This is a genomic window from Clostridium sp. D53t1_180928_C8, from assembly GCF_015667795.1.
GTDB lineage: Bacteria > Bacillota > Clostridia > Clostridiales > Clostridiaceae > Clostridium.
The window spans coordinates 1-22,747 of the sequence record NZ_JADPEL010000007.1; the positions used below are offsets into that span (position 1 = coordinate 1).

General features: G+C 27.6%; 25 protein-coding genes and 1 other RNA gene. 22 read left to right on the forward strand and 4 right to left on the reverse strand.

Going from position 1 to position 22,747, the window contains the following annotated elements:
- The first annotated feature begins 172 nt into the window (after positions 1–172).
- Positions 173–1,852, forward strand: a complete 1,680-nt coding sequence (locus tag I4V51_RS06645; RefSeq protein ID WP_195987545.1) for a cell shape-determining protein — start codon at positions 173–175, stop codon at positions 1,850–1,852.
- A 31-nt stretch (positions 1,853–1,883) separates the two neighbouring features.
- Here the strand turns inward: I4V51_RS06645 and I4V51_RS06650 are convergent, their stop codons facing one another.
- Positions 1,884–2,510 carry a CoA pyrophosphatase gene (locus tag I4V51_RS06650; protein WP_195987546.1) on the reverse strand — a complete coding sequence of 209 codons (627 nt, stop codon included), beginning with the start codon at positions 2,508–2,510 and terminating at the stop codon, positions 1,884–1,886.
- A 109-nt stretch (positions 2,511–2,619) separates the two neighbouring features.
- Here I4V51_RS06650 and I4V51_RS06655 point away from each other — a divergent pair, with 109 nt between their 5' ends.
- From I4V51_RS06655 to I4V51_RS06685, 7 genes are all read left to right on the forward strand, one after another.
- Complete coding sequence (locus tag I4V51_RS06655; protein ID WP_195987547.1) at positions 2,620–3,135, forward strand: SprT-like domain-containing protein; 516 nt, start codon at positions 2,620–2,622, stop codon at positions 3,133–3,135.
- 47 nt (positions 3,136–3,182) lie between these two features.
- On the forward strand, positions 3,183–3,455 hold the full coding sequence (locus I4V51_RS06660; RefSeq protein ID WP_195987548.1) for a DUF1292 domain-containing protein: 273 nt from the start codon (positions 3,183–3,185) through the stop codon (positions 3,453–3,455).
- A gap of 17 nt (positions 3,456–3,472) precedes the next feature.
- Positions 3,473–3,874 carry a hypothetical protein gene (locus I4V51_RS06665; RefSeq protein ID WP_195987549.1) on the forward strand — a complete coding sequence of 134 codons (402 nt, stop codon included), beginning with the start codon at positions 3,473–3,475 and terminating at the stop codon, positions 3,872–3,874.
- A gap of 62 nt (positions 3,875–3,936) precedes the next feature.
- A non-coding RNA gene (gene ssrS, locus I4V51_RS06670) (6S RNA) lies at positions 3,937–4,115 on the forward strand.
- 626 nt (positions 4,116–4,741) lie between these two features.
- Positions 4,742–4,933 (forward strand): DUF896 domain-containing protein, encoded by a 192-nt coding sequence (locus tag I4V51_RS06675; RefSeq protein WP_195987550.1) that lies wholly within the window; start codon positions 4,742–4,744, stop codon positions 4,931–4,933.
- Between the two features lie 16 nt (positions 4,934–4,949).
- Positions 4,950–5,864: an HPr(Ser) kinase/phosphatase gene (gene hprK / locus I4V51_RS06680; protein ID WP_195987551.1), complete on the forward strand. Its 915-nt coding sequence runs from the start codon at positions 4,950–4,952 to the stop codon at positions 5,862–5,864.
- Between the two features lie 13 nt (positions 5,865–5,877).
- The gene (locus I4V51_RS06685) at positions 5,878–7,266 is read left to right on the forward strand and encodes an aminopeptidase (RefSeq protein ID WP_195987552.1); all 1,389 of its coding nucleotides are present in this window, start codon (positions 5,878–5,880) and stop codon (positions 7,264–7,266) included.
- A 44-nt stretch (positions 7,267–7,310) separates the two neighbouring features.
- Here I4V51_RS06685 and I4V51_RS06690 read toward each other — a convergent pair whose 3' ends face one another.
- Complete coding sequence (locus tag I4V51_RS06690) at positions 7,311–8,141, reverse strand: PHP domain-containing protein (RefSeq protein WP_195987553.1); 831 nt, start codon at positions 8,139–8,141, stop codon at positions 7,311–7,313.
- A gap of 214 nt (positions 8,142–8,355) precedes the next feature.
- Here I4V51_RS06690 and I4V51_RS06695 point away from each other — a divergent pair, with 214 nt between their 5' ends.
- The 7 genes from I4V51_RS06695 to folK are packed head-to-tail and all read left to right on the forward strand — an operon-like array spanning position 8,356 to position 13,778.
- Entirely contained in the window at positions 8,356–8,946 is a 591-nt protein-coding gene (locus I4V51_RS06695) for an aminodeoxychorismate/anthranilate synthase component II (RefSeq protein ID WP_195987554.1), read from the forward strand.
- Between the two features lie 33 nt (positions 8,947–8,979).
- On the forward strand, positions 8,980–10,323 hold the full coding sequence (gene pabB / locus I4V51_RS06700) for an aminodeoxychorismate synthase component I (protein ID WP_195987555.1): 1,344 nt from the start codon (positions 8,980–8,982) through the stop codon (positions 10,321–10,323).
- Between the two features lie 10 nt (positions 10,324–10,333).
- Positions 10,334–11,089 carry an aminotransferase class IV gene (locus I4V51_RS06705; RefSeq protein WP_195987556.1) on the forward strand — a complete coding sequence of 252 codons (756 nt, stop codon included), beginning with the start codon at positions 10,334–10,336 and terminating at the stop codon, positions 11,087–11,089.
- Positions 11,082–11,633, forward strand: coding sequence for a GTP cyclohydrolase I FolE (gene folE, locus I4V51_RS06710; RefSeq protein ID WP_195987557.1), 552 nt, complete (start codon positions 11,082–11,084; stop codon positions 11,631–11,633). Before I4V51_RS06705 ends, folE begins: the two co-directional genes overlap by 8 nt.
- A gap of 36 nt (positions 11,634–11,669) precedes the next feature.
- Positions 11,670–12,143, forward strand: coding sequence for an HD domain-containing protein (locus I4V51_RS06715; protein ID WP_195987558.1), 474 nt, complete (start codon positions 11,670–11,672; stop codon positions 12,141–12,143).
- A gap of 13 nt (positions 12,144–12,156) precedes the next feature.
- Positions 12,157–12,966, forward strand: a complete 810-nt coding sequence (folP, locus tag I4V51_RS06720) for a dihydropteroate synthase (protein ID WP_195987559.1) — start codon at positions 12,157–12,159, stop codon at positions 12,964–12,966.
- Between the two features lie 8 nt (positions 12,967–12,974).
- Complete coding sequence (gene folK / locus I4V51_RS06725) at positions 12,975–13,778, forward strand: 2-amino-4-hydroxy-6-hydroxymethyldihydropteridine diphosphokinase (RefSeq protein ID WP_195987560.1); 804 nt, start codon at positions 12,975–12,977, stop codon at positions 13,776–13,778.
- A gap of 68 nt (positions 13,779–13,846) precedes the next feature.
- Here folK and I4V51_RS06730 read toward each other — a convergent pair whose 3' ends face one another.
- Positions 13,847–14,335, reverse strand: a complete 489-nt coding sequence (locus I4V51_RS06730; RefSeq protein WP_195987561.1) for a DUF4883 family protein — start codon at positions 14,333–14,335, stop codon at positions 13,847–13,849.
- Positions 14,336–14,557: 222 nt separating this feature from the next.
- Here I4V51_RS06730 and I4V51_RS06735 point away from each other — a divergent pair, with 222 nt between their 5' ends.
- From I4V51_RS06735 to I4V51_RS06760, 6 genes are all read left to right on the forward strand, one after another.
- Positions 14,558–15,586, forward strand: coding sequence for a pyruvate kinase (locus tag I4V51_RS06735; protein WP_195987562.1), 1,029 nt, complete (start codon positions 14,558–14,560; stop codon positions 15,584–15,586).
- 66 nt (positions 15,587–15,652) lie between these two features.
- On the forward strand, positions 15,653–17,113 hold the full coding sequence (locus tag I4V51_RS06740; protein WP_195987563.1) for an amino acid permease: 1,461 nt from the start codon (positions 15,653–15,655) through the stop codon (positions 17,111–17,113).
- Between the two features lie 145 nt (positions 17,114–17,258).
- Positions 17,259–17,534, forward strand: a complete 276-nt coding sequence (locus I4V51_RS06745) for a hypothetical protein (RefSeq protein ID WP_243281427.1) — start codon at positions 17,259–17,261, stop codon at positions 17,532–17,534.
- A gap of 237 nt (positions 17,535–17,771) precedes the next feature.
- Positions 17,772–18,434, forward strand: a complete 663-nt coding sequence (locus I4V51_RS06750; protein ID WP_195987564.1) for a hypothetical protein — start codon at positions 17,772–17,774, stop codon at positions 18,432–18,434.
- Between the two features lie 287 nt (positions 18,435–18,721).
- Entirely contained in the window at positions 18,722–19,918 is a 1,197-nt protein-coding gene (locus I4V51_RS06755; protein ID WP_195987565.1) for an NADP-dependent isocitrate dehydrogenase, read from the forward strand.
- A 126-nt stretch (positions 19,919–20,044) separates the two neighbouring features.
- A complete protein-coding gene (locus I4V51_RS06760; protein ID WP_070098824.1) occupies positions 20,045–20,221 on the forward strand; it encodes a small, acid-soluble spore protein, alpha/beta type in 177 nt (58 codons plus the stop codon).
- Positions 20,222–20,332: 111 nt separating this feature from the next.
- Here I4V51_RS06760 and I4V51_RS06765 read toward each other — a convergent pair whose 3' ends face one another.
- A complete protein-coding gene (locus I4V51_RS06765; protein ID WP_195987566.1) occupies positions 20,333–21,562 on the reverse strand; it encodes an aminopeptidase in 1,230 nt (409 codons plus the stop codon).
- Positions 21,563–21,801: 239 nt separating this feature from the next.
- Here I4V51_RS06765 and glsA point away from each other — a divergent pair, with 239 nt between their 5' ends.
- Positions 21,802–22,722 carry a glutaminase A gene (glsA, locus tag I4V51_RS06770; protein WP_195987567.1) on the forward strand — a complete coding sequence of 307 codons (921 nt, stop codon included), beginning with the start codon at positions 21,802–21,804 and terminating at the stop codon, positions 22,720–22,722.
- The last annotated feature ends 25 nt before the right edge of the window (positions 22,723–22,747 follow it).

Consider the following 22,747-nt stretch of genomic DNA (forward strand, 5'->3'; position numbering starts at 1 on the left):
TATGAGTTTAATAAATGGAGTATTTACTAAAGCTTAATAAAAAAATTAACAAAATTTTTAAATAATATTAATAAGTTATTAAATAACTTATTATAGAATAGTGTAAAACTTTAAAAAAAGTATTGAATTCAATTAAATATGCCTTTATAATTAGTATTATGGAGGGATAAAAATGAGATTTCAAAGTAATTTTAAACAATATTTAAAGTGGTTAATAGGGAGTTATTTAGCAATAGGATTATTATTAGCATTTAATAGTAAGCTTATTTTAGATGTTTCACTAAGTGCATTTATTTTAGTGGGACCATTTGTATTATGTACAGTAGCATATGGAGCAATGACACTAAATAAAAAATATATAAGTAGTGGTGTTGCGGTTGGAGTATTATATGTTGTAGCATTAGTAGCATTTAGTCCAATATTTATGCCAAGCACTCATAGAAATTTAATAGGAAATGTAGAAGAAATAGAATTTTCAAGTAAAATTGAACATATGGATTTAAAACAATTACCTATTATTGATAAAGAGTTAGCTTATAAGTTAGCAGATAAAAAGTTAGGGGAAATACCAAGCTTAGGTAGCCAGGTAACAATAGGGGATTTATCACTGCAAAGTGTAGATGGACAACTATATTATGTAGGTCCATTAGAACATTCATCATTTTTTAAATGGTTTACTAATAGTGATGGAACAAAGGGATATATAAAGGTTAGTGCAACCAATCAAAATGATGTACAATTAGTTACAGAATTAAATGGAGAAGAGATACGTTTGAAATATATTCCATCAGCATATCTTTTTAGTGATTTAGATAGACATGCTTACTTTAAAGATATGAAATCAGGACATACTGATTATAATTTTGAACTAGATGATGATGGAAATCCTTATTGGGTTATTACTAGATATGACAATGCTATTGGAATAACAGAACAAAAAGCGATAGGAACTGAAATAATAAATGCACAAACAGGTGAAACTAATATATATGATATAGAAAACACACCAAAGTGGGTTGATAGAATACAACCATCAACATATATCAATAATTACTTAAATAAATGGGGAGAGTTAGTTCATGGTATCTTAAACTTTAGTGATAAAGATAAGTTAAAGCCAACTCAAGGAATGAATATAATTTTCAATGATGATTCATGCTATTATTATACAGGAATAACTTCTGTAGGTAATGATGAAGGTTTAGTTGGATTTATGTTAACCAATACTAGAACTGGCGAAACAACAATGTACAAGACTTCAGGAGCTACTGAAGAGGCAAGTATGAAATCAGCTCAAGGTAAAGTTCAACAATATGGATATACTGCTACATTCCCATATTTAATAAATATACAATCAGAACCAACATACTTTATGACATTAAAGGACTCTAATGGACTTGTTAAGCAATATGCTATGGTTAACGTTAAAAACTATAATACTGTTGCAGTTGGAGATACTCTTCAATCAACATTAAACAGATATTTAGAAGCTTTAACTAACACAAATATTTCATTAGAAGGAAGTAATAGTGAAGAATCATTAGTTGGAGAAGTAGAAAGAATTGGTTTAGTTGTTAAGGAAGGTTCAAGTATTTATGATATTAAGATAAAAGGTGAAGAAAGTTTCTTCTCTGTATCTACAGAAACTTCAAGAGAAGTGGCATTAACTAATGTTGGAGATACTGTTTCACTTAAGTTTATAAAAGTAGGAGATGGAGAATACATTATAACAAATTCTTTTGAAAATTTATCTTTAGAAAATAAATCGACAGATAATGTAAATTCGGGAGAACAAACTGAAACAAAAGAAACTACAGAACCTACAGAAGATGGAACTGCAGATACAAATTAACAATAGTAAAGCTTGAAAAAACTACCACAAATTAATAGTGGTAGTTTTTTTCCTTTAAATAAGATAAAAAGTTAAGGAGAATTTTAGCGGTAATTCCCCAAATAACATAATTGTTATAAATATAAAATGGAACTTCATAAGAACCTGTGGAGAACTTATAAGCGTGTTTTTGAGGAATTAATTCATAAGGAAAGTTATCAGTAGGAGTAATGTTAACTTTATTAATAAAAGTATCTACATTTGTATTTAGTAAATAATCTAGTGGTACAAAAAATACTTCTTGAACTTCATCATAATTAATTTTAAGAGAGTTAATATCATTAATAAAAATCAAATAAGGATGGATAAGAGTATTATATGGGGAAATAAAAATATCTAATGGGGATATAACTGTAACATTATCCTCACATATACCTATTTCTTCACAAGTTTCTCTTATAGCTGTAGTAAGTGGACTTTCATCTTCTTCTATTTTACCTCCTGGAAAACAAACTTCATTTGGTTGATTACGTAATGTTTTAGATCTAACCTCAAAAAGAATGTGCAAAGAGTTATTACAATTAACAAGAGGGATAGTAACAGAAGCTCTTTTAAAGCTTTCCCACCCATTGATATAAGGAGTATAATTTGAAAAAATATTATTTATATTATCAATCATAAAAATCACCTAATTATTTATATTAATAAAAAAAATCCAATATACATAATTTAAAAAACAATTTATAATAAAAACATTGCAATTTATTATTATAATTTAGGAGTAAATTATGTATAAGATTTGGTCTATATCAGATATAAAGATAATTATAAATGAAATATCAGAAAAATGGAATTACCCATGTAATATAAAAATAGAAATATCCAAAAGAGCAAAAAAAAGAATGGGTGCTTTTTTTTATAAAAAGTATAATAATAAAATAGTTCCCTTAAAGTTTGTGTTTGCTGAGAATTTAACTAATGGAAGATATAATGAAAAGGTAGTTAAAGAAGTAATAATCCATGAGTATTTACATTATTATTGCAATACTATAACTAATACTAATAATGGACATAATAAATTTTTTAAAGATTGCTGTATTAAAAGTGGTATATCTAGTAGTACTACATTTAAATACAATAATATAACAGAGATGGATTTATCTAAATATAAGTATAAAATATATTGTAGTAATTGCAAAAAACTTGTATGTATGCATATTAGAAAAGATGCAGCTGAAAGAAAATTAAGATTATATGTATCTAAATGTTGTAATGAAAAGCTGTTTTGTGATAAGCTTTTATAGTAAATTTTTATAATTGTATAACATTAGAAGAAAAGGAGAATAGATTAATGAGTGAAGATATAAAAGACGTTCAAAATGAAGAAACACAAGTAATGACTTTCTTAGATGAAAACGGAAATAAGGTTCAATTTGAAGCTGTTGCTAGAATTTATTTAGAAGAAAAGGAATATTTATTACTAGCACCAATGGAAGATAAAGAGAGCGAAGACATCTATGTATTTAGAATAGATGAAGTAGGAGGAAAGCAAGAGTTAAATCTTGTTGAAGACGATAAAGAATTTATAGCAGTAAAAAAAGAGTATAATAAGTTATTATATTAATTATAAGGAGAAAAAAAGTGCAAGAATCACAAATTATAAAAATATTAAATGAAAATGAATTATCAGATGTAGAAGTATTAAAAAAAGATGATGATTTTGTTTTAATAAACTTTTATTTTGATTTTGACAAAGATGTACTAGATGCAGCAAAAGCATATTCTAATGAGGAGAGCAGTTTAGAAGAGTACAGCAAAGATTGGTATAAAGAATATTACTTCCCTTATCTTTATGATTTTGCAAATGATGAAGTCTTAGAGATAATAGAAGAAATAATAGAAGAATTAGGTATTGAAGGCGAAATGATGGCTATTCAGATGACTGAAAAAACTAGCGATTATGTACAGTTTATGACGCTATTTACCGAAGAAGATAGCAATATATCAATAGAAGAAGTAGTAAAGGATTACATGTCTAAATAATTTTTATAAAATGGTATAGATTACTATTGAACTTTTTATTTAATTTGATATAATAAAAGCATGAAATCCTGAGATGTGCGCTTAGCTTATGATGTTCAACCTACATTATATTTACGGGATTTGCAACAGGTTTGTGGATGTCGGGCTTCATAAGATCAGAAGATGGCAGAAGCAAATTGAGCAGAACCCACCTGCGAGTTGCAGGTGTGAATATTTAAGCGACCGGCATGTTGGGAATTAATTAGGATAAAACACCTCAATTTTGAGGTGTTTTTTTCATGTCATGCAGCTTTAGATTTAGAAATTGAATATTTATTTAAATGTTTTCTCTTATATTTCTTATAAATAAGATGTTGATATCGCCATACATGCTTGTCCAAACTTTGCGATATGTATATTACGAATTTGTTTTGAGGAGATAGAAATTTCAAAAGTAAATTTAAAGTTATCTTTTGTAGAATAATTTTATTTTTAAGACTTTTTTTATTCATAAAGCACCTCCTTTTGATATTAATTAACATTATATGGATTATTATACCATATATGGTAGAAAAGTAAAATAATATAATATTACAAAAAAATACAAAAGGACTCTTGAAGAAACATAAGTATCTTTAAGAGTCCTTTTGTAAATAATATATGATAGAAAGAAATTAAATATAAGGAGGTATTTTGGCGAATTTATCAAAAAAATGAAATATAAAATATTTAAAGTTGATATATAAAAGAAATAAATGTAAAATAAGATTAAGTAGGATTCTAAAGTTTAACTTAAACTAAAATAAAGGCTTAAAATTAAAATCCTTATTAATTCTGTAAGTTAAACTTATATAGTTAAATATTTATATAAAGGAAAGGAAGTAAAAAATGGATTATACAAAAGCAAAAATAGATGATGTTATAAAAAGAATAAATGAGTTATATAAAAAGAGTAAAGAAGAAGGTTTAACAGAACAAGAAAAAGAAGAACAACAAATTCTAAGAAGAAGATATATAGATAGTGTAAAAGCAAACTTTAGAGTACAATTAGAGGGCGTTGAACTTAAGAATAGAAAGTAATAGAGGGTGATGAATATTGTCAGTTACTGTAGAAAAATTAATTACAGATTTTGAGTTAGAAGTTTTAGTTGAAGGTGAAAAGGATGTAAAGATATCTGTTAACGATATAAATAGACCGGGGTTACAGTTAGCTGGTTTTTATAATTATTTTGCGCCTGAAAGAATACAAGTTATCGGTAAAGCTGAATGGAGCTTTTTAGATGATATGGGAATAGAGTTAATGAGAAAAAGAATAAATAAGTATTTTAGCTTTGACTCTAAATGTATAATTATAAGTAGGGGATTAGAACCACATGCTGAATTTCTAAAAGCAGCGAAAAAGTCAAAATCATGGTTATTAAGAACTAATATGGTTACAACTAAGTTTATAAGCAAGTTAACTATGTACTTAGCAGGAAAACTTGCTCCAGAAACAAGATTACATGGAGTTTTAGTAGATGTATATGGTATAGGTATACTTATAACAGGAGAAAGCGGAATAGGAAAAAGTGAAACTGCATTAGAGCTTATAAAAAGGGGACATAGACTAGTATCGGATGATGCAGTTGACATTAAAGAAATAGATGGTAGTTTAATAGGTACATCACCTAAGATAACTATTGGGATGTTAGAAGTTAGAGGTATAGGTATTATTGATATATCTTCATTATATGGATTAAGTTCTATATTACCGTCAAAAGACATAAATTTATTAATGCATTTTGAACATTGGAAAGATGATGGAGATTATGATAGATTAGGTATTGATAAGGAAACACAAGATATACTTGGCGTAAATGTTAGAAGATTAAGAGTACCTGTAAGACCTGGAAGAAATATTGCGGTTATAATTGAAGCTGCTGCAGGGAATTATAGACACTCATTAATGTCTGATGTTACACCAGTAGATATAATAGAACAAAGAATGTGTGAAGTTAGTGAAGAAGAATAAGGAGGGCTATATTATGGGTAAAGATGCTAAAAAAAATGCATGGCTAAAATATGATGAAAATGGAAAACAAGAGGTTTTCAGTTTTTGTGAGGGATACAAGAATTATCTTTCAGTAGGAAAAACAGAAAGAGAATGTATTCATGAGGCTATAAGATTAGCAGAAGAAAAAGGATATAGAGATTTAAATGAGATAATACAAAATAATGAAACCTTAAAAGTTGGGGATAAGGTTTATGCTAATAATAAAGATAAAACTTTAGCCTTATATTTAATAGGAAAAGATTCAATTGAAAATGGAATGAGAATTATTGGTTCTCATGTTGACTCTCCTAGAATAGATATAAAAGCAAATCCATTATATGAAGATGGGGATTTAGCTTTGATGGATACTCATTACTATGGTGGAGTTAAAAAATATCAATGGGTTACACTACCATTAGCTTTACATGGAGTTGTAATTAAAAAAGATGGAACTAAAATTAATGTTGTTGTAGGTGAAGATGATACTGATCCTGTTCTTGGTATTTCAGACCTTTTAATACATCTTTCAGGAGAACAATTACAAAAGAAAGCAGCAGATGTTGTTGCAGGTGAAGATTTAAATGTATTAGTTGGTAATATTCCACTTGAAGGAGAGGAAAAAGAGGCTGTAAAAGCTAATATATTAAAGCTATTAAAAGAAAAATATGACTTTGAAGAAGAAGATTTTATATCAGCAGAACTAGAATTAGTGCCAGCAGGAAAAGCAAGAGACTTAGGGCTTGATAAGAGTATGGTAATGGGATATGGACAGGATGATAGAATCTGTGCATATACTTCGTTAATGGCATTATTAGAGGTTGAATCAGTAGATAAAACATCAGTAATTTTACTTGTTGATAAAGAAGAAGTAGGAAGTATTGGTGCCACAGGAATGCATTCTAAATTCTTTGAAAACACTGTAGCAGAAGTAATGGATAGAAAAGGCGAGTATTCTGAATTGAAATTAAAGAGAGCTCTTCAAAACTCAGCAATGCTATCTGCTGATGTTACTGCAGCATTTGATCCAAATTATCCAGGGGCTTGTGAAAAGAAAAATACAGCTTATTTTGGAAGAGGTTTAGTATTTAGTAAATATACTGGTGCAAGAGGAAAAAGTGGTTGTAATGATGCAAATCCAGAATTTGTTGCTTGGCTTAGAAAAATTATGGAAAAAAATAATGTTGCATATCAAACAGCAGAACTTGGTAAGGTTGATCAAGGAGGCGGTGGTACTATCGCTTATATTTTAGCTCAATATAACATGGAAGTTATAGATTGTGGTGTTGCACTACAAAATATGCATGCTCCATGGGAAGTAGCTAGCAAAGTAGATATATATGAAACTAAAAACGGATATAAAGCTTTCTTAATAGAAGAATAAATATAAAGCTAACTAAATAAATAAGAGTTGCCATAAGGCAACTCTTATTTATTTAGTTTATTTAAAAACTTTTCTAGTCTATGTTCTTCTATAGATTGTGATCCTAAAATTCCATGTTTTGAGTCGTCTTCTTCATGACCATGAGAGTCAGAACCGCACGAAGTTAATATATCCTTTTTATCTACAATCTTTAAGAATTTTTCAGTATCTTCTTGGGTATTTAGCCCATATATACCTTCAATTCCATCAAAATCAAGATGAAGGACATCAAGTACATGTAATTTTTTTAATAAAACTGGATGAGCTAAAATTACAATAGCATTATAATTTTTTAATAATTTAATACCTTCTTCTGCATCTAATTTATTTGCTGGTATATATGCAGGACAATGATCACCAATAAAGTTATCAAAGATATATTCTTTTGAATAATTATAGCCTGCATCTATTATAGCTTTAGCAATATGAGGTCTTGCAATAGTATCTTTACCATTTTTAAGAACTTCATTAACGTCTATTTCAATATCGTTAAATTTCTTTAATCTTCTAACAATTTCATGAGCACGTGCAATTCTTTTTGCTTTTAAATCTTCTAAAAAATGATTTAAATCTGGATTTTTATAATCATCACCTCTGAAATATCCTAAAATGTGGACAGTTTCTCCTTTATAAGTTGTAGATAATTCTACTCCAGGAATAAAATGCATGTCTAATTTTGCAGCTTCAGATTTTGCTTCATCTATACCTGATAAAGTATCATGATCAGTTAATGCTAAATATTTAACTCCTCTATCGTAAGCTCTTTTTACAACATCTTTAGGTGAATATTTACCATCTGATGCAGTAGAATGTGTATGTAAATCGCATATAATCATAATAAATTTAAACTCCCTTCAAGTAAATGTTTTGTAGTATATAAAGCTATGATATAATTTATTCATTAATAATGCAATAATAATAAAATAACTTTAATTATTATTAAAAAGTAATAAGGTATTAGTAATATATTATTAATAATTTGTGCTTAATTAAAAAAAATATAGCTTAAAATTTAATAAATAAAAATATGAATGAGGTTGGAGGGATATAATGCTTTTAATGATTGATAACTATGATTCTTTTGTATATAACTTAGTTAGATACTTTGAAGAATTAGGAGAAGAAATTATTATTTATAGAAATGATAAAATAACTATTGAAGAAATAGAAAAAATGAATATAGATGGGATAATAATTTCACCAGGACCAAAGTCGCCAAATGAGGCAGGATTAAGTTTAGATATTATTGATAAATTTAAAGGTAAGCTTCCAATACTGGGAATTTGTTTAGGACATCAATGTATAGGGCATTACTTCAATGCTATTGTAAAAAAAGGAAGAGAACCTGTTCATGGAAAAATGTTTAATATAACTCATAATAATAAAGGGGTATTTAACAATGTAAAAAATCCTTTAAGAGTTACAAGATATCATTCTTTAATAGTAAGTAAAGAAAATTTTCCAGATATCCTTGAAATAACTAGTGAAACAGATGATAAGATAATAATGGGCATTAGACATAAAGATTATGATATATATGGAGTTCAATTTCATCCAGAAGCGGAAATGACTGAAGAGGGGCATAAAATATTAGAAAATTTTATAAAAATAACAAAAGAATTTAATAAAAAAAGTAATTAATACTAATGAAAGTATTATTAGGAGTGGAGTTAAGTGGGGTTAATTAAAACAGAATTTAGTAGTAAATTAAATGCATTTGAAGTATATAATTTATTCAAAGAAGAAAAAAATACTATATTATTAGATAGTTCAAAAGAAGATGAAAGACTTTCTAAATATTCCTTTATTGGACTAAATCCATTTTTAATATTTGAATTAAAGAATAAAAAGACATATATTGATGGTAATGAGATTAAAGGAGAGCCATTTAAAATATTAGAAAATCTAGTGAATGAGTATAAAAATGATGTTCAAGATGATATTCCATTATTAAGCGGAGCTATGGGATATATTACTTATGATAGTGGAAGAATATTAGAAGAATTACCGGATATATCTGAAGAAGACTTTAATATTCCAGATATGAAGTTTATTTTTTATAAAAATATAATAATATTTGATTTAATAAATGATAAAAAGTACATAACTGACTTAGATGGAAGTACTGAAAAAATACATAAAATTTTAAATAAAATAGATAATGGACATAAAATTAATGATGAAATAGTAGCTGAAAAAAGTAATAATATTTTTCACTCAAATTTTATTAAAGAGGATTATAAAAATGCAGTATCTAAATTAAAGGATTATATAGTGTCAGGTGATGTTTATATTGCAAATATGACTCAAAGATTTTGGTGTAATAATGAAGAGGATTCATTTGATATATATAAGAAATTACGAAGTATAAATAAAGCGCCATTTTCAGCATACTTAAATTTTGGTGATTTTCAAGTAATAAGTTCATCGCCTGAAAGATTTATTCAAGTTGTTGATAATAAGGCACATACAAGACCTATAAAAGGTACAAGGCCTAGAGGAAAAACTTATGAAGAAGATGAGAAAAATAAATTAGAATTGATAAATAGTGAAAAAGATAAAGCAGAATTATTAATGGTTGTAGATTTAGAAAGAAATGACTTTAGTAAGGTTTGTAAGCCTCATTCTGTTAAAGTAAGGGAAAACTTTAAGTTAGAAGAATATGCTACGGTCTTTCATTTAGTTTCTACTGTAGAAGGAGAGCTAAAAGAAGGTGTTTCGTCAGTAAAGTGCATTAAGGAGTGTTTTCCAGGTGGGTCAATTACAGGAACTCCTAAAATAAGAGCTATGGAAATAATTGAAGAATTAGAAGGTTTAAAAAGAAATATTTACACAGGCTCTATAGGATACTTTGATTTTAGAGGTAATTGTGATTTTAATATAGTAATTAGAACTATATTAAAGAAGAATAATAGGGCTTATTTTGGTGTTGGTGGTGGAATTACTTATGATTCAATAGAAGAGGATGAGTATAATGAAACACTAGATAAAGCAAAAGCATTAATGAGAGTATTATAGAAGGTAAATTATGAGAAAAGTTATATATGAAGAAGATAATATACAAATAGATAGTGGTGTGTTTTTTGGCAGAGGTGTTTTTGAAACTATATTAATAAAAGAATTACCTATATTTTTAGAAGCACATATAAAAAGATTAAATAATTCAATTAGGGCAATGAAGCTAGGAGAATTAATAAATATAGATGATGTAAAAAAGTTTATAAAAGAAAATAAAATAAAAAATAAAGCTTTAAAAATTACTATTACTGAGAAAAATCTAATTTATTCTGTAAGAGAAATAAAATATAAAGATGAAGATTATCAAAGGGGCTTTAAGACTAGTATTTCTAAAGTATTAAGGAATTCAACATCTAGAATAATAAATTTTAAAACTTTAAATTACTTAGAAAATATTATAGAATATGAAATATGTCAAAGAAATGGACTTAATGAAGCTATTTTCTTTAATGAGCAAGGATATCTATGTGAAGGGTGTACAACCAATATTTTTATTGTTAAGAATAAAAAAATATATACACCCCAAATTGAATGTGGCTTATTACCTGGAGTAATTCGTCAATGGGTTATAGATAACTTTGATGTTATAGAAACTAAAATAACAAAAGATGAACTATTAAATAGCGATGAAGTTTTCTTGACTAATTCATTAGTTGGGGTAATTAAGGTTTCTAAAATAGAAAACAAGCTATTTGACAGTAAATTAGTTGTAAAAATAAAAGAGCAATATGATAAGGCAATAAATGGAGGCGAAAAGTATGAATAAAGAAAAGATAATGGAAGGTGTAAGGTTAATACTAGAAGGTGTAGGGGAAGAGGTTAATAGGGAAGGATTAATAGAAACACCTGATAGAATAGCAAGAATGTATATGGAGATTTTTGAAGGAATAGGTAAGGATGCTAAGGATATATTATCAAAGACCTTTTCTGTAGAAAATAATGATTTAGTACTAGAAAAGGATATAACATTCTTTTCTATGTGTGAGCATCATTTAGTACCATTCTTCGGAAAAGTACATATAGCATATATACCAAAAGGAAAGGTAGCGGGACTTTCTAAGCTTGCAAGAACAGTGGAAGTATATGCTAAGAAACCTCAATTACAAGAAAGATTAACAACAGAAATTGCAGATGCAATAATGGAATATTTAGATGCAGAAGGCGCTATGGTTGTTATTGAAGCAGAGCATACTTGTATGACTATGAGAGGGGTAAAAAAACCAGGCGCTAAAACTATAACTACTACATATAGAGGAGTTTTTAAAGAGGATATTGAGCTTAGAAGAGAAGTTATGAATTTTATAAGATAGGATTATTTTGCAACTATTAACTAACTTGGAGGTAAAATGAATAATATTGATATAATAATTAACAATAGTATCTACAAGGAGTCTTTAGAAAAGTTAAAAAAGTATGAGCAAAACAGAGAGTTTTGTAATCATACTATAGAGCATTTTATTGATGTAGCAAGAATTGCATATATAATGGTTTTAGAACAAGATTTGAAGGTGTCTAAAGAAGTAATTTATGCGATAGGATTATTACATGATATAGGTAGAGTAAAACAATATGAAGAAGGTATACATCATGATATCGCTAGTGTAGATATGAGTAGAAAAATTTTAAAAGAAACAAGCTTTACAGAAGAGGAACTTAATGTTATTTTAAATGGAATAGCTAATCATAGAAAAGAAAGTGATAATAAGTTAGAAGAGATAATATATAGGGCTGATAAACTATCTAGACAATGTTTTAGTTGCAAAGCAGAAAAGGAGTGTTATTGGAGTAAAGAAAAGAAGAATTTTAAAATAACATATTAAGGAGGAAAAGGCGTTGAAGATAGGAAATAAAGAGTATAAGTTAGGTGAAAGAACTTATATAATGGGAATATTAAATGTAACACCAGATTCGTTTTCAGATGGTGGAAAATATAATGAAGTAGAGGCAGCTGTAGCTCAAGCTAAGAAGTTAGTAGAAGATGGAGCTGATATTATAGATATTGGTGGAGAATCAACAAGACCAGGAGCAGAATATGTAACTGAAGAAGAAGAAATAAAAAGAGTAGTTCCTATAATTAATGCTATAAAGAAAGAGTTAGATGTTACTATATCTATAGACACATATAAGAGCAAAACAGCAGAAGCAGCTGTAAAGGCTGGAGCTGACATTATAAATGATATTTGGGGAGCTAAATATGATAAGGATATAGCTAAGGTAGCAGCAGAGTATAATGTGCCAATAATTTTAATGCATAATAGAGAAGCTAAACCTTATGAAAACTTAATGAAGGATGTAATAAGTGATTTACAGGAAAGTGTTGATATTGCAATTGAAGCGGGAGTGAAAAAAGAAAATATAATTTTAGATCCGGGTATAGGATTTGCTAAAACATATGAAGAAAATTTAATGGTAATGAATAATTGTGAAGTTATAAAAACTATGGGGTATCCTGTGCTTTTAGGAACATCAAGAAAGTCTATGATTGGATTAACTTTAAATTTACCAGTTAATGAGAGAGTAGAAGGAACACTTGCAACTACTGTTATGGGAATAACTAAAGGAATGGAATTTATTCGTGTTCATGATGTATTAGAAAATAAGAGAGTAGCTGTTATGACAGATACTATATTAAAGGCAAAGTAGGGAAGGTTATGGATAAAATATATTTAAAGGATATTGAAATTTTTGCAAACCATGGAGTGTTTCAAGAAGAAAAAATATTAGGTCAAAAATTTATACTATCATTAGAATTATCATTAGATATTAAAGAGGCGGGAACAACTTGCGATTTGACTAAATCTGTTCATTATGGAGAGTTATGCCATAAGGTTATAGACATTTTTCAAGATGAATCTTTAGATTTAATTGAAAGTGTTGTAAATAAGGTTGCATGCTTTGTATTAGATAATTATTCAATGGTTAAGGCTGTTAAAGTGTTATTAAAAAAGCCATGGGCGCCTATTGGAAGACATTTAGATTATGCAGCAGTTGAAATTACTAGAGAAAGACATAATGCTTATATAACTCTTGGAAGCAATATAGGAGATAGGCAAGAAAACTTTAAAAATGCTATATCAAAGATTGAAGAGGTTAATGGCATAAAAATTACTAAAATATCTTCTTTTATAGTAACAGAACCATGGGGAAATGAAGATCAAGAAGAATTTTTAAATGGTGCAATTAAAATAGAGACATATTTAACGCCAAGGGAACTTATGACTGAGCTTCTTAGAATAGAGTTAGAGCTAGGAAGAGTTAGAGAAATAAAGTGGGGACCAAGAATAATAGATTTAGATATTGTATTATATGATGATGTAATAAGCAATGATGAGTTTATTATTTTACCACATCCATTAATGCATTTAAGAGATTTTGTATTAAAGCCGCTAAATGAAATAGCTCCATATGCATTACATCCATTAAAGAATAAAAGAATTTTTGAATTATTAGATTAAAAATAATACACTCAAAATAACTATAATTTTTATAGTATATTTTGAGTGTATTTTTATATGGTATTAAATTAGTTATTAGAGGTGGTTTTATTAATTATATAAATACAAAATGAATAAATATTATTTCTTATAGGGACATCATTCATAGTTATCATATCTTCTTGTAAATTTCCATCCCATGGGAAAAGTGTTATAGAGTTTTTATCATAGACATTTATAACATATTTTGATTTATCATCAAACTCAATTATAAGTTTATATTTAACTTTTTCATCTTCTAAGGTTAGCTCACTTACATAGTTATCATTATTTAAAGATTCTAAAAAGCAAGGAAGAATGTCTTTATCTTCTTCTGAAACATCATGGTATTCATAAAAGTTTACATCGAATACTTTAAGTGAGTAATTCTCACTATTTTTTATTTTTTCGTAGATTTCATCTGAATAATAATAAAGATTAGGTTTACTTCTAAGGTTTATGTATTTAGGATCATTAAAAACACAGCCAGAGAGAAGAGTAACTAATAATAATATACAAATAAACTTTAAGTATTTCATTTTATCCTCCCAAAAATGATTATATAAATAATTATTCTGTAAAAGTATTATTTAGAACAAAGTTAGTAGAGAAATAGATTTTTATTATTTTATAAACAATTTAATTATTATGATGATATATATAAAATATATAATTTAATTAAATATAAAAGTAACAATATGTAATAAAAAGAAAAAAATTATAATAGTATAATTTATAAGTAATATGTAGGTAGGATATTAATGAAAATAATTGCAACTATTGGACCTAACTCATCAAATAGAAGGGTTTTAGAGGAGTTAATTAATAATGGTGTAGATATTTTGAGATTGAATTTTTCTCATTTCTATGAAAGTGAATTTTTAAAAATATTGAATGATTCTAGAAGTATAAAAAAAGATATAACTATTATGGCAGATTTATGTGGAAAAAAAGTTAGAGTATATGAAGGTTTAAAAAGCATTTTTAAAGTTTATCCTAGAGATATAGTATACTTTTGTAGTTATGATGTATATTCACTTATTATTAATAATAATGAAAAAATTAAAATTATTCCACTTAATATAAAATCAGAAGTAATAGAGAAAAATGATATTAAAAAAATATCTATGAAAGATGGGACTATGAATTTTAATATTATTGATAAAGATAAGGTGTTTTTAAAGGCAGAAGCAAATGATATTGGCGTAATTAGAGGGGGAAAGGGATGTAATATTCCAGGGGCTTATTTAGGAGAAAATTTATTGAATAATAAGGATAAAGAAAATTTAAAGTGGGCTATTAATAATAATATAAATATAATTGGACAATCTTATGCAGAAAGTGCTAGTGAAATATTATATTTAAGAGAATACATAAAGAAACATAAAGAAAATTCAGAGGATATTAAAATATTTTCAAAGATAGAAACTATGATGGGATTGAACAATTATAAGGAGATAATGAATTGTAGTGATGGGATTGTTATTGCAAGAGGTGATTTAGTACCAGAGTGTGGAATTGAAATTTCGGTAGAAGAAGAATTTGAATTATTAATGAAATTAAGAAATGATAGGTATGATAAGGAAATAATAATAGCCACTCATATATTAGATAGCATGAAAAATGGATTAAATGGTAGTATAAGTGAAATAGAAAGTATATATACCTTTATAAATAGTGGGGTAACAGGATTTTTATTAGCAGGAGAAACATCTGTTAGTAAATATCCGGTAAAAACAGCTAAATTGTTAAATGATTTAATAAAAAGGTATAAAAAACATAATTATTAAAGTATAGACAAACTATTTCCTCCTATGTATTATAAAAAGGTACATCTATACTAAGGAGGAAATTTAATGAGTGAACAAGAGAAGAATCTGCGTTGGTATAATTTAGCCATGATGGCATTTGTATCAGTGTGGGGATTTGGTAATGTTGTAAATAACTTTGCAAATCAAGGGTTAACAGTAGTTGTGTCATGGGTACTTATAATAGGATTATATTTTGTACCTTATGCATTAATGGTAGGAGAATTAGGATCTGTTTTTAAAGATAGTAAAGGTGGAGTAAGTTCTTGGATAAGGGGAACATTTGGAACTACACTAGCTTACTTTGCAGGATGGACTTATTGGGTTGTTCATATACCGTATTTAGCACAAAAGCCACAAGCTGCTTTAATAGCATTAGGTTGGACTGTAAAGCAAGATGGTAATTTTATAAAAGGAATGGACCCTCTAGTAGCTCAATTATTGACCCTAGCAGTATTTCTATTTTTCTTATGGGTTGCTTCAAGAGGTGTAACATCTCTTAAAATGATAGGAACAATAGCAGGTATGTCTGTATTTGTTATGTCACTGTTATATGTTATATTAATGTTAGCCGCCCCATCAATTAGAGGGATACAACCAGCAACAATAGATTTTAGTTTTAAAAATATGATGCCGAATTTTAATTTTTCATATTTTACAACCTTGTCTATGTTAGTATTTGCGGTTGGAGGAGCAGAAAAAATATCTCCATACGTAAATGATATGAAAAATCCAAGTAAAAACTTCCCAAAGGGAATGATTACATTAGCTATAATGGTCGCAGTATCAGCATTACTTGGTTCAATAGCTATGGCTATGATGTTTGATGCTAATAATATACCAGCAGATTTAAAAATGAATGGTCAATATTATGCATTCCAAATGTTAGGCGAATATTATGGTGTTGGAAAATTATTTATAGTAATTTATGCATTAGCTAATTTATTAGCTCAAATTTCTGCACTAGTATTTTCTATAGATGCTCCATTAAAGGTTCTTTTAGCTGATGGAGATAGAAAATTTATACCTAAGGCATTAACTAAGACTAATAAGCATGGTGCACCTATTAATGGTTATATAATGACAGCTATATTAGTTGGTATATTAATAATAGTACCAGCTCTTGGTATTGGAGATATGAACTCTTTATTTGACTGGTTACTTCAGTTAAATTCTGTGGTTATGCCAATGAGATATCTTTGGGTATTCTTAGCATTTATAGGGCTTAAAAAAGCTTCTGATAGATATAAGTCAGATTATAAGTTTGTAAAAAATGATAAATTCGCTATGGGAATAGGGATTTGGTGTTTTGTATTTACTGCATTTGCTTGTATTATGGGGATGTTCCCAAGTAGCATTGAAGCATTTACTGGTGCTTGGTGGTTCCAAGTATCATTAAATATTATTACTCCATTTGTATTAATTGGATTAGGATTTATATTACCTATGATAGCTAAAAAAACAAATGGTAGCATAAATGAGGAAAATAGTTCAAAAAATATTGCATAAAAATAAGTAAAACTATTAAGGAAATTATATAAAGTATTAATAACCTCTTAAGAAAATATTTAATAACTTATATTGCAAAAAGTAATAATTGATAGTATAATGAGAACATAAGTTAAATATTATAGTGTAAATGAGGTTGAGTTAAATGAATAATTTAAAATCTTTATTGTGGACAATAGTTGGAATAGTAATTTTTATAGCGATAATTAAATTTTTTATATATCTTTTACCTTTTGTATTAGTAATAGGATTAGTTGGTTACTTAGTATTTAAAGGTAAAAAGGCCTTTAAAAAGAAAAAATATGATGATGAAACTTTTAGTACTTATAATCAAAATCAGAATGTTTATGAAGAAAGTAGTATAGATGATGACAGTAATGGTGAAGTAATTGATGTAGATTATAAGGAAGTAGATAAATAACATTTAAAAGTATTGTTTATTTATCTATAATTAATAGAGAAACATAAAAAAAATATTCAATATAAGAATTCAGCAATATTAAATTGCTGAATTTTTTTGTGTAATTTTATAGTTTATTTTATTGATTAAATATTTTTATTGCGGAATTGATAGAAAAAAGTAACATATTGTAAAAATTTAAATAAAATATAGTATACCAATAAATCAAAAGAAAAGAAATAAGGGGAGGAACCAAAGATGCCTATTATTCAAACAAATGTTGTGCTAGGTGAAGCAAGTAAAGTGTTTTTCGAAGAAGTAGAATTTGATTTTACAAAAATTTATCCAAGAGGAATATTTATGGTTGAGAATGTTACAGAAAAAGTTGACGTTAAACCATATGTTGTTGCTGGAAATACAATAATGTTTAATGCTTGGATAACTAAAAATGTAGCATATAAAGTAGCTGAAGCTGCTTATGTAGATGAAAATGGAATTCCAACAGTTGTTGGACCAATAAGACACATGACAAAGGTTATTCAATTTGGAGGATCTATAAATTTAGATTTAGAAGATGGTATAATTTTAAGAAAATCTGATAAAGCTGAAGTTTTATCAGCAGAAGTTATTGGAAGTAATAATGAATTATTATGCCCTGCTGAAATAACTCCAGGATATTTTATGGGACAACAAGTTGAAGAAACACAACAAACTAGAAGAGCACCACAATGTCACCATACAGTATATTCTGATTTAGAAGTTGCACAACAAGGCGTTTTACCAAGTTGTTCAGGACATTTTGAACCAAACTTATACCAATATGGAAAACTACGTGAAAAAATGGCAATAGAAATTCTTGTAAAAGCTGTTAGAGTAGAGCATATTGATGTTGATGCAGTTGATGATGAATTTTTATGCTAGAAAAATTTTGAGGTTTTTTTAAAAGAAATAATTTTTTAGGTAGAAGGGTTTTGCTATATAGCAAGGCCTTTTTAGTTATATAAAAAATATAGATGAAGGTTTAAATGAAATGCAAGAAAAAATATTATTAATTCATAAAAAAGAATAAAGATTTATTAAAATATAAATTATACATATAAAAATGCAAGAATTAAAATAAAATCCATCAAAAAGGTCTTTGAATAAAAGGAGATATATGGTATAATTGCTTTGAGATGTAAATAAATTCAAAACAAGGGGGCATATTTATGGAAAAGATTAAAATGACAACGCCATTAGTTGAAATGGACGGAGATGAAATGACTAGAGTTATTTGGAATATGATAAAAGAGGAATTATTAAATCCTTTTATTGAATTGAAAACTGAATATTATGATTTGGGGATAGAATATAGAAATGAAACTGACGACGAAGTAACAGTAAAAGCTGCAGAAGCTATAAAAAAATATGGAGTGGGAGTTAAATGTGCAACTATTACTCCAAATGCTGATAGAATAAAAGAATATAATTTGAAAGAAATGTGGAAAAGCCCTAATGGGACTATAAGAGCAATATTAGATGGAACAGTTTTTAGAGCACCTATAACTGTTACTTCAATAAAGCCTTTTGTAAGAACATGGGAGGAACCAATCACAATAGCTAGACATGCTTATGGGGATATTTATAAGAATGTTGAAATGAAAATTGAAGGAAAAGGAAAAGCAGAATTAGTTTTTACTGATTCAGAAGGGAAAGTGACTAGAGAAACTATTCATGATTTTAATGATAGTGGAGTAGTAATGGGTATGCATAATACTAACAAATCTATATCTAGTTTTGCAAGAAGTTGTTTCAATTTTGCATTAGATACAAAGCAAGATATTTGGTTTGCGTCAAAAGATACAATATCTAAAAAATATGATCATACTTTTAAGGATATTTTTAATGAAATATTTGAACAAGAATATAAGGAAAAGTTTAAGGACGCTAACATTGAATATTTCTATACATTAATTGATGATGCAGTTGCAAGGGTTATTAAATCTAAGGGAGGCTTTATTTGGGCTTGTAAAAATTATGATGGAGATGTAATGAGTGATATGGTTGCTACAGCATTTGGTTCACTTGCAATGATGACATCAGTTCTAGTTTCTCCAGAAGGATATTATGAGTATGAAGCAGCTCATGGAACTGTTCAAAGACATTACTACAAACATCTAAATGGTGAAGAAACATCAACTAATTCTATGGCAACTATATTTGCGTGGACTGGAGCACTAAGAAAAAGAGGAGAATTAGATGGAAATAATGATTTGATTTCTTTTGCAGATAAGCTAGAAAAAGCTTCTATCCAAACTATAGAAGATGGAGTAATGACTAAAGATTTAGCAATGCTTACTGAATTAAAGGAAGTTAAAACTGTTAACACATATGAATTTATAAAAGAAATAAGAAATAGATTATAAAAAAATCTACCCCTGAGGTGAATCTATATTTTGGGTTCTCATCAGGGGTAGAACCATATATTGTAAAGTATAATTTGTTTTGTTAGACATAAAATAAAGATAAATGTAATAAAGGAGGTAAAAGTAATGTCACATAAGAATAATAAAAACTCTAAAGATAATAAAAAGTCAGGTCAAAAGACTAAGGCTGAATTGCAAAAAATGAGAGTAGAAACTGCAAATGAAGTTGGATATTCTAAAGAATCAAGAAAGCTTGGAAAAGACCAGCCAAGACCAGATAGTGCTCAAAAGATAGGACAATAGTACATAATTAAATTTTGGAATGATAATATTAAGCCTAAAAAAATATATAATGAATAGTAAAAAAGGAGCGCTAAGCAAGAAACGCTCCTTTTAAGTATAAATATTTAGGTATTAAAATGTCCAGTTACCATTAGAGAATATTTGTACAGTTTCTCCGTTTTTATTAATACCAGTGATTTCAAGATCACTAGTTCCAATCATAAAGTCAACATGAATAACTGAATTATTAACTCCAATTTTTTCAAGTTCTTCTTCTGAGTATTTATCAGCATCTTTTACACAAGATTCATAAGCCCTACCAAAAGCTAAATGACAAGCAGCATTTTCATCAAATAATGTATTAAAGAATATTAGCTTTGAATTAGAAATTGGTGAATCATAAGGAACAAAAGCAACTTCCCCTAAATATTTAGCACCTTCATCACTATCAAGCATTTGTTTTAGAACGTCATATCCAGTTTCAGCAGTAAAATCTACAGCCTTACCATCTTTAAATGTAATTGAAAAATTATCAATTAAGTTACCACCATAACTTAATGGTTTTGAAGAGTATACTATACCATTAACTCCTGTTTTTTTAGGTAAAGTAAATACTTCTTCTGTTGGCATATTTGCATTAAAGAATATACCATTAACATCATCATCAGATCCACCTGCCCAAAGGTGACCTTCAGGAAGTTCTATGTTTAAATCAGTTCCATTACTGCTTTTTAAATGAACACTTTTAAAGTTGTTGTCATTCATGAATTTAACTTTTTCATCTAAGTAAGCATTATGTTTTTCCCAAGCAGTTACTGGATTTTCAGTATCAACTCTTACTGTTTTAAAGATAACATTCCATAAGCTTTCCATAGCTTCTTCATCACTTACATTAGGGAACACCTTTTTAGCCCATGAAAGTGTAGGTACTGATAATACGCACCAACGACATTTATTAGACATTGAGTTATCATAATACTCTTTTAAAGCTGATGTTCTAGCTTTTTGAGATGCACCTATTTTATCAACAGAGACTCCTTTTAATCCATCAGGATCATTTGCAGATATTGAAATAAAGCAAGCACCTTGTCTAGCATAAGAATTATAGCTTTCTGCCATCCAAGTGGGATAGTCAGCAATAGTTTCTAATGAACTATTTTCTAATTTTATTTTAGTAAGTTTTTGATCACTATAATGTACAATTACATCTTTAGCTCCAGATTTGTAAGCTTCTTCTGCAATAAGTCTAGCAAATTCAGCAGTTTCTATTGGTGATGTAATAACTAATATGTTATCTTTTTGAATGTTAACCCCTGTATTTACAGCAAGGGAAGCATATTTTTTTAATAAATTTTTATCCATTGTATAGCCCTCCTAAATATTAGTAAAATAATTATATCATAGTTTATAGTTAAAATATAATTCAAAACTAAATGATGGAAATAAAAAAATAATATGATAAGCTTATTATGTTAAATTAATATAAAAATAATTCAGAGATATGGTAGTTAATACCTTGTAAGAAAACGATAATATAACTATAATTATTACTACAATAATAAAATGAAACTCATTCTATTAAAGAAAAGGAAGAAGAACAAATGAAAAATTTATTAATTAACTTAGTAGAAAAAAATAAAAAATATACAGATGAGGGAAAAATCGCTTCATATATACCAGCATTACTAAAAGCTAATAAAGAAGATTTAGGACTTTGTATATATGATATAAAAAATAATGAAGAATATTGGGCTGGAGAAAGTGATATTAAATTTACAATTCAAAGTATTTCAAAAGTAGTAAGTTTAATAATTGCACTAAATGATAATGGAAGAGAAAATGTATTTAAAAAAGTAAATGTTGAGCCTACTGGAATGGGATTTAATAGTATAGTAAACCTAGAGATTAGAAATCAAGACAGACCGTATAATCCTATGATAAATGCAGGTGCAATAGTAACAACTTCTCTTATATTTGGAGAAAATGAAGAACATAAGCTGCAAAGAATATTAAATTTCTTAAGAAGAGCAACTAATAATCCAACTATAGATATAAATAGAGAAATATACGAAAGTGAAAAAGCTACAGGAGATAGAAATAGATCGTTAGCTTACTTTATGAAAAGTTCAAATATATTAGAAGGAAATGTAGAAGATATATTAGATCTTTATTTTAAACAATGTTCTATAGAAGCAAGTGCTAAAGATTTAGCAAGATTTTCAGCTGTTATTGCAAATGATGGTATAGCACCATGGAATGATGAAGTTTTAATTTCAAGAGAAGTATGCAGAATAGTTAAAACTATAATGGTTACTTGTGGAATGTATGATGCATCAGGGGAATTTGCAGTTCATGTTGGTGTACCAGCTAAATCAGGAGTAGGTGGTGGAATAATAGCAACGGTTCCAAGAAGATTTGGAATAGGAATTTATGGGCCAGCACTAGATGAAAAGGGAAATAGTATAGGTGGAGTGCATATACTAAAAGATTTATCAGAAGAATTAGAACTTAGTATATTTTAATATAAATATGATATAATTACTAAAT